This is a genomic window from Kitasatospora sp. NPDC093806 (assembly GCF_040683335.1).
Taxonomy (GTDB): Bacteria; Actinomycetota; Actinomycetes; order Streptomycetales; family Streptomycetaceae; genus Kitasatospora.
Window position 1 is genome coordinate 22,087 of record NZ_JBFBDO010000093.1, and the last position, 11,274, is coordinate 33,360.

The following is an 11,274-nucleotide window of genomic DNA, read 5'->3' on the forward strand; positions in this document are numbered from 1 at the left end:
CAAACGGTTCACACGTGAACAGAGAGGTTTCATGAAGAGCCGTTGACATCGTTCACAGCACATGATGTGATCTGTCCTGTCGACGCCGCGTCAGGCGGCCGACCGGGAAACAAGAACAGCGACAGAACCGAGGAGCGCCCCATGTCCGCCGCCGCCCGCCGCACCAACCGCCGCACCGCCGCCCTGCTGATCGGAGCCACCGTGGTCGCCCTGACCGCGACCGCCTGCGGCTCCACCGGCGGCCCGACCGTCTCCACCGAGGCCAAGCAGACCGCCGCCGCCACCTCGGCCCCGGCGGCCGACGCCGGCGCCGCCGCCAAGCCGGCCGAGAGCAAGCCCGCCGAGACCAAGCCGGCCGAGGCCGCCAAGGCCCCCGCCAAGATCGGCGACACCATCGCCCTCAAGGGCACCCTGGACAAGGGCAACACCGCCGACGTCACCGCCCTCAAGGTGGTCGACCCGGCCGCGAGCTCGAACGAGTACCTGAAGGCGGAGGACGGCAAGCACTACGTCGCAGTGCAGTTCCAGATCAAGGCCACCGGCTCGAAGGCCTACGGCGAGGCCCCCTGGAGCAGCGCCAAGGTGGTCGACGACCAGGGCCAGTCGTACGGCCCGTCGCTCGCCGAGACCAAGGCCGGCCCGTCCTTCCAGACCCCGACCAACATCGCCGCCGGCGAGGCGGGCAAGGGCTTCGTCGTCTTCGAGGTCCCGAACGGCACCAAGCTCGACAAGGTCCAGTTCGCCCTGGACAACGGCTTCGCCCAGCAGGTCGGCCAGTGGAAGATCGGCTGACGGCCCTGTTCACAGCCCGCTCCCCCGCGACCCCCGCAACGAGAACGGCGGCCTCGGGCGCCATCGCCCGAGACCGCCGCACACCGGGGAGGTCCATCCCCTCCCCGGCTCCCCGCCCCTCCGCTACTTCTTCGGCTACTCCTTCGGCTACTTCTTCGAGCCCGCCAGGTCGTCGAACATCGCCGACAGGAACTCCCGGCTCCACGCCAGCAGCTCCCGCCCGACCAGCGGCTTGCCGCCGATCCGGCCGGTGGCCGGCCGCGGCACCAGCAGCTGCTGGGTCGCCGCCTTCACCTGGCTGCGCGGGTAGAGCCGGTTCAGCCGCAGCTGCTGCGACTCCCGCAGCTCGACCGGCCCGAACCGCACGTTGGCGCCCTGCAGCGTGATGTCCGAGATGCCGCAGCGCCGCGCGAACAGCCGCAGCGCCGCCACCAGCAGCAGGTTCTCCACCGGCTCCGGCAGCTTCCCGTACCGGTCGACCAGCTCGTCCCGGACCTGCGTGATGTCCTCCTCCGAGTTGACCGCCGCGATCGACCGGTAGGCCTGGAGCCGCAGCCGCTCCCCCGGCGCGTAGTCGTGCGGCACATGGGCGTCGACCGGCAGCTCGATCTTCACCTCCAGCGGCTCCTCCTCCGGCTCGCCGCCGTTGGCCAGCGACTCCCGGAACTCGGCCACCGCCTCCCCGACCATCCGCATGTAGAGGTCGAAGCCGACGCCCGCGATGTGCCCGGACTGCTCACCGCCGAGCAGGTTGCCCGCCCCGCGGATCTCCAGGTCCTTCATCGCCACGTACATGCCCGCGCCCATCTCGGTGTGCTGGGCGATGGTGGCGAGCCGCTCGTGCGCGGTCTCGGTCAGCGGCTTCTCCGGCGGGTACAGCATGTACGCGTACCCGCGCTCCCGCCCGCGGCCCACCCGGCCGCGCAGCTGGTGCAGCTGGGAGAGGCCGAAGGTGTCGCCGCGCTCGACGATCAGCGTGTTGGCGTTGGAGATGTCGATGCCGGACTCCACGATCGTGGTCGACACCAGGACGTCGAACTCCTTCTCCCAGAAGTCGACGACCACCTTCTCCAGCTGGGTCTCCCCCATCTGCCCGTGCGCGGTGGCGATCCGCGCCTCGGGAACCAGGTCCTTGAGCCGGGCGGCCGCCTTGTCGATCGACTCCACCCGGTTGTGAATGTAGAACACCTGGCCCTCGCGCAGGAGTTCACGCCGGATCGCGGCCGAGATCTGCTTCTCGTCGTACGGTCCGACGAAGGTCAGCACCGGGTGCCGCTCCTCCGGCGGAGTGGTGATGGTGGACATCTCGCGGATGCCGGTGACCGCCATCTCCAGGGTGCGCGGGATCGGGGTGGCGGACATGGTGAGCACGTCCACGTTGGCCCGCAGCTTCTTCAGCTGCTCCTTGTGCTCGACGCCGAACCGCTGCTCCTCGTCGACGATGACCAGCCCGAGGTCCTTGAACCGGGTCTCCGAGGAGAACAGCCGGTGGGTGCCGATGACCACGTCCACCGAGCCCTCGAACAGCCCCTCCAGCACGGCCTTCGCCTCGCCGTCGGTCTGGAACCGGGACAGCGCCTTCACGTTGACCGGGAAGTTGGCGTACCGCTCGGCGAAGGTCGAGTAGTGCTGCTGCACCAGCAGCGTGGTCGGCACCAGCACCGCCACCTGCTTGCCGTCCTGGACCGCCTTGAAGGCCGCCCGGACCGCGATCTCGGTCTTGCCGTAGCCGACGTCGCCGCAGATCAGCCGGTCCATCGGGACCGACTTCTCCATGTCCGCCTTGACCTCGGCGATGGTGGTCAGCTGGTCCGGCGTCTCCGCGTACGGGAAGGCGTCCTCCAGCTCACGCTGCCACGGGGTGTCCGGGCCGAAGGTGTGACCGGGCGCGGCCATCCGGGCCGAGTACAGCTTGATCAGGTCGGCGGCGATCTCCTTGACCGCCTTCTTGGCCCGCTGCTTGGTCTTCGCCCAGTCCGCGCCGCCGAGCCGGTGCAGCGTCGGGGCCTCGCCGCCGACGTACTTGGTGACCTGGTCGAGCTGGTCGGTCGGCACGAACAGCCGGTCGCCGGGGTGCCCGCGCTTGGCCGGCGCGTACTCCAGCACCAGGTACTCGCGGGTGGCGCCCTGCACGGTGCGCTGCACCATCTCCACGTACCGGCCGACGCCGTGCGCCTCGTGGACCACGTAGTCGCCGGCCACCAGCGCCAGCGGGTCGATCGCGTTCCGGCGCCGGGACGGCATCCGCCGCATGTCCTTGGTGGAGGACTTCTGGCCGGACAGGTCGGTCTCGGTGACCACGGTCAGCTTGAGCGCCTCGTCGACGAAGCCGTGCTCGATCGAACCGCAGGAGACGTGGACGACGTCCCGGGTGGGCGCCTCGGCGAGGTCGGCGACCAGCCGGGCCGGGATGCCCTCGTTGCCCAGCACCTCGGCGAGGCGGGAGGCCGGGCCGTGCCCCTCGGTCACCATGACGACCCGCCAGTCGTTGGCCAGCCGCTCCTTGGCGTCGGCGATCGCCCGCGCGGTGTCGCCCCGGTACGCCTCGACCGCGTGCATGCCCAGGGTCAGCGTGTTGGCGTCGAACTCCAGCACCCCGCTCACCGAGGCGTCACTGGTCGCGAACGGGCTGACCGACCACCAGGGCAGGCCGATCTCGGCGGCGTGCTCGCGCACCTCGGCGAGCGAGCGCAGCGAGGCCGCGGAGACGTCGATCGCCTCCAGGTCGATCGGCCGGTCGCCGTCGGCCGCGGCCGCCACCCAGGAGGCGTGCAGGAACTCCTGGCTGGTCGCCACCAGGTCGGCGGCCCGGGTGCGGACCCGCTCCGGGTCGCAGACCACGGCGACCGAGCCGAGCGGCAGCACGTCCATCAGCAGTTCCATGTCGTCGACCAGGACGGGCGCCAGCGACTCCATCCCCTCGACCGCGATGCCCTCGGCGATCTTGTCCAGGATCTCGGCCAACCCCGGGTGCTCGGCGGCCAGTTCGGCGGCCCGGGCGCGCACCTCGTCGGTCAGCAGCAGCTCGCGGCAGGGCGGCGCCCAGAGGCCGTGCTCGGCGATCTCCAGGGACCGCTGGTCGGCCACCTTGAAGTACCGGATCTCCTCGACCTCGTCGCCCCAGAACTCCACCCGCAGTGGGTGCTCCTCGGTCGGCGGGAAGACATCCAGGATGCCGCCGCGCACCGCGAACTCGCCGCGCTTCTCAACCAGTTCGACCCGCGAGTAGGCGGCCGCGGCGAGCCGGCGGGCCACCTGGTCCAGGTCGTGCGACTCACCGCGCTGGACGGCCACCGGCTCCAGTTCGGCCAGCCCCTTCACCTGCGGCTGGAGCACCGAGCGGACCGGCGCGACGACCACCTGCACCGGCCCGGCGGCCGGGTCGTCGGCCCGCGGGTGGGCGATCCGGCGCAGCACGGCCAGCCGGCGGCCGACCGTGTCGGAGCGCGGCGAGAGCCGTTCGTGCGGCAGCGTCTCCCAGGCCGGGTACTCGGCGACCGCGTCCGGCGGCAGCAGCGAGCGCAGCGAGGCGGCGAGGTCCTCGGCCTCCCGGCCGGTGGCGGTGACGGCCAGCACCGGACGGCCGTGGTCCCCCGCCGCCTGCCCGGCGAGCGCGCGGGCCAGGGCGGCGATCGCGAACGGCCGGGCGGCGGGCGGCCCGACCAGGTCGAGGTGGCGGCGGCCGCCGGCCGCGGCACCGGTGGCGGTCGCGGCCTCGATCGCCTCGGCGAGGGCCGCGTCCCGCGCGACGACATCGAGCAGTCCGGTCAGGCTCATCTGGAGTCTCTTCTTCGTCCCGTGGCTGGTGCTGCCCGACGGCCGGAGGCCCGTCCGGGCAACGCGAACGGCCCGGCACGCCCAGCGGCCGGGGGTCTCCAGCCTACGCCGCGAGGCTGACGCGCACGCGGCACACGGCCGGGGGCCGGACCAGGGGCGGAGCGCATGCGGACCACGGCCTCGTCGCGAGCGGACCGGGAGGCGGACCGGGCAGCCGACCGGGGCACGGGCGGAGGGCCGAGCGGGCGGCCGACCGGGGGCGGACGAACCACCGGCCGCACGCTGCCGCTCCGGCGGTTTCGCCCCGTTGTTTCCCCACCGTCGCGATCTGCCACGAACTGGACATACTCCTGTCACTGCCCGTCCATGGAGATCGCGCACCATGGTGACTGTGCCCGCCGCACCCAACCGTGGGGGATGGCTGCGGAAGGCACGGTCGCACACCCGATGGGGGTCGGGGGTGCGAGGCCGGGCGACCCTGGGTGGGGGCGCCCGCCCAATCGCCGGGAACCGTGGCGCCCTTTCCTGGAGGGCGCCACGGGTCTCGGCCTCTTGCGTTTCCGGCCCGCGGTTCTGCTCGTGGTCCGTCTCCCGGTTCTGCTCGTGGTCCGTCTCCCGGCGCCCTTTTCCGGCCCCTTTCGGCCCATTCCCGGGAAAGGCCGCGCGCCCCCGCCCCGCTCCCTACCCTGGTGAACACCGTGCGGGACGCCCGGTGGGGCCGGGAGGCGTCGCGATGTCGCGACGGAGGGGGGTGCTTCGTCATGCGGGTCGTCATCGCGGGCCAGGGCTACGCGGGTCTGCCGCTCGCGGTCCGGGCGGCCGAGGCCGGCCACCGGGTGGTCGGCTACGACGTGGACGAGCGCCGGATCAAACGGCTGGCCGTCGGCGAGTCGTACGTCGAGGACGTCCCCGCCGACCGGCTGCGCCCGCTGCTGGAGAGCGGGAGCTACCTGCCGTCCGCCGAGCCCTCCGACGTGGCGGGCTTCGACGTCGCGGTGATCACCGTGCCGACCCCGCTGCGCGACGGCGTGCCCGACCTGTCGCACATCGAGGCCTCGGCCGCCCTGCTCGCCCAGCACCTGCGGCCGGGGGCGACCGTCGTCCTGGAGTCGACCGCCTACCCCGGCACCACCGAGGAGTTGGTCGCGCCACTGCTGGAGGAGGGCTCCGGGCTGACCGCCGGGCGCGACTTCCATCTCGGCTACAGCCCCGAACGGATCGACCCGGGCAACCCCGCCTGGCGGCTGGAGAACACCCCGAAACTGGTCTCCGGGATCGACCCGGCGGCGCTGGCGGCGGTCGAGGGCTTCTACGGCGGGCTGGTCGAACGGACCGTCCCGGTCTCCTCCTGCCGGCAGGCCGAGCTGGCCAAGCTGCTGGAGAACGCCTTCCGGCACGTGAACATCGCGCTGGTCAACGAGCTGGCGATGTTCGCGCACGACCTCGGGATCGACGCCGGGGAGGCGATCGACGCGGCCGCCACCAAGCCGTTCGGCCACCTGCGGTTCACGCCCGGGCCGGGGGTGGGCGGGCACTGCCTGCCGCTGGACCCGTCCTACCTGCCCTGGCGGGCGGAGCGGGCGCTCGGCCGGTCGTTCCGGCTCGTCGAACTGGCCAACGACGTCAACGGCCGGATGCCCGACTACGTGGTCCGGCGGCTGGCCGCGGCGCTGGACGAGCGGCGGCGCCCGGTCGAGGGCGCGCGGGTGCTGCTGCTCGGGCTGGCGTACAAGCGGAACACCGGGGACGCCCGGGAGACGCCGGCCGCCCGGATCGCCGGGCTGCTGGTCCGGATGGGCGCCGAGGTCAGGGCCGCCGACCCGCACGTGGTGGTCGGGGTGCACGTGCCCGAGCCGGTGCTCCCGGGGCAGCGCGCGGCCGAGCACGACCCGCCGGGCGACCCGTTCGCCGCCGTCCGCCTGGTCGAGGCGAGCCGGGAGGAGCTGGCGGCGGCGGACGCGGTCGTGCTGCTCGCCGACCACGACGAGTTCGACTACGCGGCGGTCGTCGCCCACTCCCGGTACGTGCTGGACTGCCGGCGCCGGCTCGGCGGCGCCGCCGTCGTAGAGGCGCTCTGACCCTCGGAGACGGTGCCGGGCGTCCGCACCCGCCCGGCACCGTGGGTCAGCGAGTCCTCGGGATGTCCTCGGACGGTCCCGGGCGGCCTACCAGCGGGAGAGGTTGATGTCGTACATCATCACCTCGTGGCCCTGGTGGGCGTTGAAGTCGTACTGCTCCCAGTTGAAGACGGTCCACGAGCCCATGCCGCCGCCGAGGTACGTGATGACCTTGTTGTTGCCCGCGTCGATCCGGTCGACGTTGTAGATGCGGACCGCCATCCACCCGTCGTTCGCGAAACAGAGCGTGCTGCCGTAGCCGTAGTTGTAGACCTTCGCGAAATCGTTGCGGTTTCCACAATCGATCCGGTTGACGGCCTCGGCATTCGCCACCGGCAGCAAGGTGGCGGCAGCGGCGGTGAGCACCGCAAGCGCGCCGATCCGACGACTCTGGACATTTCCGGAAGTGCGCGCCGAAGCGCCCTCGGAAGTGCGTCCGAAATGATTTGTGCGGCGAATCATGTGAACCCTCCGAAGGGTATTGGTTGCGACTCCAGAGGCTGACATGGCGGTGCACGGCCGAACAGTTCTTTTCCGGCCAAGCCGAGTGACCGCGACGACCGCCGGGCGGCCTCGCACAGGCATGCGCTAGGGTCCGAACAGTCCTGCCGTGCCTGAGGATCGGAGCAGTCGCTTGGCACGTCCACCACATTTCGGGCGATTCACCGCCACCGCCTTGTCGGTCGTTTTATCGGCCTTTTTCGCAGGCTGCACCGGCTCCTCCGGCGGCGGCTCCGCGGATTCCGCCCTGACGCCGCCGCCGGTCGGCGCCGCGAAAGCCCCGGAATCCGGACGGGGCGGAATGACCGGACTTCCACTTTCCGCTTATCAGGCCGGCGACCCGACCTCCGTCAAGGAGATTCAGGTGCGCAATATGCTGGTCGTCTCGTGCATGCGCCGGGCCGGATACACCGCTTTCAGCGGGGACGGCCTGCAGGCCGCGCAGCCGCCCGACAACGCCACCGCCCTGCCGGCCGGCGCCTGGGGGTACCTGGGGGCGGACGTCGCGGGCGTCCAGGGGTTCCACCCGCCGAAGCGGCCCCGACCGGCCGTCCCGCCGCCGGCCGGCTCCGGCGAGGCCTACGACGCCGCCCGGGTCGACTGCGACCGGCAGGCCCAAGAGCGGCTCGGCTCACCGGCCGGGGCGGGGGCCGAACTGGTCGGGCGGCTGTTCGGCGAATCCCTCGCGGCCACCGGCCGGGACGGCCGGGTGACGGCGGCGACCAAGGAGTGGGCCGGGTGCATGGCGGCGGCGGGCTTCCAGGCCGACGACCCGGCCGCCCTCCCGGACCGGTTCCGCGGCGGCCCGGAGCCCACCCCGGCGGAGCTGGCCACCGCCCGGGCCGACGCCGACTGCACCGGCCACAGCAACCTGGCCGGGATCTGGTTCGCCGTCCTCGCCGGCTACCAGCGCCAGCAGATCGAGCACAACGCCCAGGCCCTGAACGCCCACCGCGAGGCCGTCCGCGCCCAGGACGCCAAGCTCACCCGGCTCCTCGCGGAGGGCGCTGGGGGCAGCGAAGGCGGCGAGACCGCGCCGGCCGGGTGATCTATGTAGACCGGTCTGCATATTCGGGCGCCACTATGTAGACCGGTCGACATATTTGAGAGCTCCTCTGTAGACCGGTCTGCATATTTCTGTAGACCGGTCTACAGATTCGATCCGGAAGGCGGAACGGCGCAGGCCCCGAGCGCCGGGTGGGGCGCTCGGGGCCTGCCTGCTCTGCCTACGGCTACGACTGCGACTACGGCTGCCGCCAGTGGGCCGGGTCAGCGACGGCGGTAGGTGACCGTGTTCGGGGTGGCGTAGTCGCTGCCGTCGTCGACGATCACGATCTTCGGGATGATCCGGGTCTCCTCCTCGACCGGCCGCCCACCGCCCGCACCACCCGTGCCGACCACACCGCCCGTGCCGCCCGCACCCGCGTCCGCCGCGGCCACCGGCGGGGTGGCCGGGCGCGGCGGCACCGGACCGGTGGGCACCGGCGCGGCCGGGGCGACCGGGCCCGGGGTGACCCGCAGCACCGCCGTGGCCGCCTCGGCGGCGGCCGGGCTCGGGGTGGCAGGCCGCGCCGGAGCGTCGTCCTTGCGGAGGTTGGCGCGCAGCACGGCGCCGGCGGGCAGCGGGATCTCCCCGGTGTCCGCGTCCGGGTCCACCACGGGGGCGTCCTCCGGGCTGTCGGACGGCGGCGCGTCCACCGGCCCGGCGTCCACCGGCCGGTCCGCCGGCCCCGCGTCCGCCACCGAAGCCGCGCCCGCACCCGAACCCGCACCCGTGCCCGCACCCGAAGCCGCATCCGCCACCGGCCCCAGGGCCAGCGCCCGCGGCTGTCCGGCCAGCGGCTCCAGCGCGCCGACCGCCGCGCCCGTGAGCGAGGCCAGCGTCGCCTTGATGTGGTCGAGGTGCTGCTGCACCGTCTCCAGCCGGGTCGCGAACTCGCGCTGGTCGCGCTCGCTCGCCGCGTTGATCCGCTCGGCCTCCCGGCGGGCCTGCTCGATCAGCTGGTCCGCCCGGGCCTGCGCCTCGGCGTCGGCCTGCTTGATCCGGCCGAGCACGTTCTCCCGGTGCTGCTCGGCCTCCTTGACCCGCCGCTCGGCGGTGGCCGAGACGGCCGCGTCCTCGCCGTCGGCCTTCGCCTGGGCCTCGGCGAACATCTCGTCGGCCTTGCGGCGCAGCTCGGCCAGCTTGGCCTCGGCCCGCTCGGAGGCCTCGGCGGCCGCGACCCGGACCTTGGCGGCGTGCGCGGTGGCGCCGTCCCGGACGGACCGGACCTCGCGGTCGGTGTCGGCCCGGATCGCCTCGGCCTCGGCCCGGGTCCGCTCGTCGGTGCGGCGGGCGGCCGCGTCGGCGTCGGTCCGGGTGGTGGTGGCGTACTCCTTGGCGGCGCGGTCGAGCGCCTGGCCGGCCTCGTAGACCTCGTCGCGGAGGTCCTCGGCGTGGCGCTCGGCCTTGTCGCGGACGGCGCGGGCCTCGTTCTCGGCCGTCTTGGCCAGGCCGGCGGCCTGGTCGCTGAGGACCGTGTAGTCCGGCTCCGGGGCGTCGACGGCGGCCTGCCTGATCTCGGCGAGGCGGCGCTCCATCTCCCGGATTCCGGCTCCGAGCACGCTCAGCCGCTCCCACGCCTGGTCGCGCTGCGTGGTGAGGCCGGTCAGGGCTCGGTCGACCTGCTCGGGCGCGTAACCGCGCCGGGCAACGGTGAAGCCGTGCTGGGGGACGGCGTCGCTCATGGGCTCTTCCCCTCGTGTCGCGGGCTGCGGAGCCCATGATCGGACGGATCGGTCCGATCGGGAACCGGGTCGGCGAACCCGGTCGGGAATCGGACGTCGGACGGATCGGAACATGTCGAGGATGGACGATTGCGACCATCCTCTTGACCTATTTTGCGCAGATCAGGGCGAAACCCCAACGAGGCAGTGCCGCACCGGTACGCCGAAGGGGCCGTTCCGGACACCGGAACGACCCCCTGCCACCTGCGCGGATCCGCGACGACCTGCTAGAGCAGGCCGTCCCAGAACTGCTCCAGCAGCACGGCCCACCAGGTGTCCGCGGACTGGAGCGCAGCCGGGTCGATCGCGGCGAGCTGGGCCTGGAAGTCGGTCGTCCAGCGACCGGCCTGGTCCGGGGTCAGCCCGTACCGCAGCCGCCACATCCGGCCCAGCAGGGCCAGGGCGCGGACGAACTCCGGTACACCCGTGTTGACGAACCGGGGGGGCTCGCCGGTTCCTTCCAGATCCACCGCGACCACGTGCGCCGTGCCGTACTGCACGCACAGCTGGCGGCCGTAGTCGTTGCCGAGCACCAGGTAGCCGCCGAACTCCGGGCCACCGGACAGACCGCGCTCGGCGGCCAGCTCGGCGAGCGTCGGGATCGGCCGGCCCTCCTGGGCCTGCGCCCAGAAGAACGGCCCGAACTCGCGCGGCAGCCCCGCCCACATCAGCGTCTGCGCCACCGGCTCCGGCACGCCCTGGCGGGCGACCGCGCGCTGCTCGAAGCGGAACACGTTCGGGCCGAAGGACTGGCCGAGCTCCTGGGCGAGCTGCTGCGGCGCGAGCGGCGGCAGCGGCGGGACGGTGCCCGGGGCGGGCGGCGGCACCCGGAACGGGCGGACCCGCTGCGGACCGGAGGCCAGCTGGTGCAGCTCGTCCAGGTGGTCGAGCAGCTGGGCCATGCCGGCCTGCCGGGAGTGGTGGTCGCGGCCGTAGTCGGCGGTGTGGGTGAGCCGGACGTTCGGCCAGGAGGCGGCGATCATCCGGTTGCAGTACCCGCCGGGCAGATCACACGACTCCAGCTCGGTGTAGAGCTCCAGGACCTGCTCCGGCGGCACGTTCAGCCGCCGCAGGTCCTGCAGGATCTTCCACTCGGGGTGCGGGGTGCCGGGCTCGCTGCGGTGCAGCAGCTTCTGCTCCGAGCCGTCCGGGCCCCGGTAGCTGAGCGCGGCGAAGTAGCCCGGGCCGACGGCGGGCACGCCGGGCGGCACCGGGGCGCCCTGCGGCGGTCCGGGGACGGGCGCCGGCGGGACGGCCGCCGGGGCGACCGGGGCCGGGGCGGGTGCCGGGGCCGCGGCGGGCCCGGGCGCGCCCGGGTAGC

Annotated in this window: 7 protein-coding genes; 3 read left to right on the forward strand and 4 right to left on the reverse strand. The window is 73.3% G+C overall.

Annotation, left to right across the window (positions count from 1 at the left end; all coding sequences use genetic code 11):
• Positions 1-141 precede the first annotated feature (141 nt).
• Positions 142-792, forward strand: coding sequence for a DUF4352 domain-containing protein (locus tag AB0N76_RS30955; protein ID WP_363562758.1), 651 nt, complete (start codon positions 142-144; stop codon positions 790-792).
• A gap of 147 nt (positions 793-939) precedes the next feature.
• On the opposite strand, the gene mfd is transcribed toward AB0N76_RS30955, so the two are convergent.
• Positions 940-4,569, reverse strand: coding sequence for a transcription-repair coupling factor (gene mfd, locus AB0N76_RS30960; RefSeq protein WP_363562760.1), 3,630 nt, complete (start codon positions 4,567-4,569; stop codon positions 940-942).
• 761 nt (positions 4,570-5,330) lie between these two features.
• Here mfd and AB0N76_RS30965 point away from each other — a divergent pair.
• Positions 5,331-6,647, forward strand: coding sequence for a nucleotide sugar dehydrogenase (locus AB0N76_RS30965; protein WP_363562762.1), 1,317 nt, complete (start codon positions 5,331-5,333; stop codon positions 6,645-6,647).
• An 87-nt stretch (positions 6,648-6,734) separates the two neighbouring features.
• Here AB0N76_RS30965 and AB0N76_RS30970 read toward each other — a convergent pair whose 3' ends face one another.
• Complete coding sequence (locus tag AB0N76_RS30970) at positions 6,735-7,019, reverse strand: beta/gamma crystallin domain-containing protein (RefSeq protein ID WP_363562764.1); 285 nt, start codon at positions 7,017-7,019, stop codon at positions 6,735-6,737.
• A 532-nt stretch (positions 7,020-7,551) separates the two neighbouring features.
• On the opposite strand from AB0N76_RS30970, the gene AB0N76_RS30975 reads away from it, so the two are divergent.
• Positions 7,552-8,235 carry a hypothetical protein gene (locus AB0N76_RS30975; RefSeq protein WP_363562766.1) on the forward strand — a complete coding sequence of 228 codons (684 nt, stop codon included), beginning with the start codon at positions 7,552-7,554 and terminating at the stop codon, positions 8,233-8,235.
• Positions 8,236-8,456: 221 nt separating this feature from the next.
• Here AB0N76_RS30975 and AB0N76_RS30980 read toward each other — a convergent pair whose 3' ends face one another.
• Together AB0N76_RS30980 and AB0N76_RS30985 are read right to left on the reverse strand one after the other, a co-directional pair.
• Entirely contained in the window at positions 8,457-9,914 is a 1,458-nt protein-coding gene (locus tag AB0N76_RS30980) for a hypothetical protein (protein ID WP_363562768.1), read from the reverse strand.
• A gap of 266 nt (positions 9,915-10,180) precedes the next feature.
• Positions 10,181-11,274: SUKH-4 family immunity protein (locus tag AB0N76_RS30985; protein WP_363562770.1), on the reverse strand; the 1,094-nt coding region annotated here is incomplete at its 5' end.

Excerpts from the sequence above, each read along its gene's own strand:
- AB0N76_RS30955 (WP_363562758.1), top strand. The coding sequence starts at position 142 with ATGTCCGCCGCCGCCCGCCGCACCAACCGCCGCACCGCCGCCCTGCTG.
- AB0N76_RS30980 (WP_363562768.1), bottom strand. The coding sequence starts at position 9,914 with ATGAGCGACGCCGTCCCCCAGCACGGCTTCACCGTTGCCCGGCGCGGT.
- AB0N76_RS30965 (WP_363562762.1), top strand. The coding sequence starts at position 5,331 with ATGCGGGTCGTCATCGCGGGCCAGGGCTACGCGGGTCTGCCGCTCGCG.
- mfd (WP_363562760.1), bottom strand. The coding sequence starts at position 4,569 with ATGAGCCTGACCGGACTGCTCGATGTCGTCGCGCGGGACGCGGCCCTC.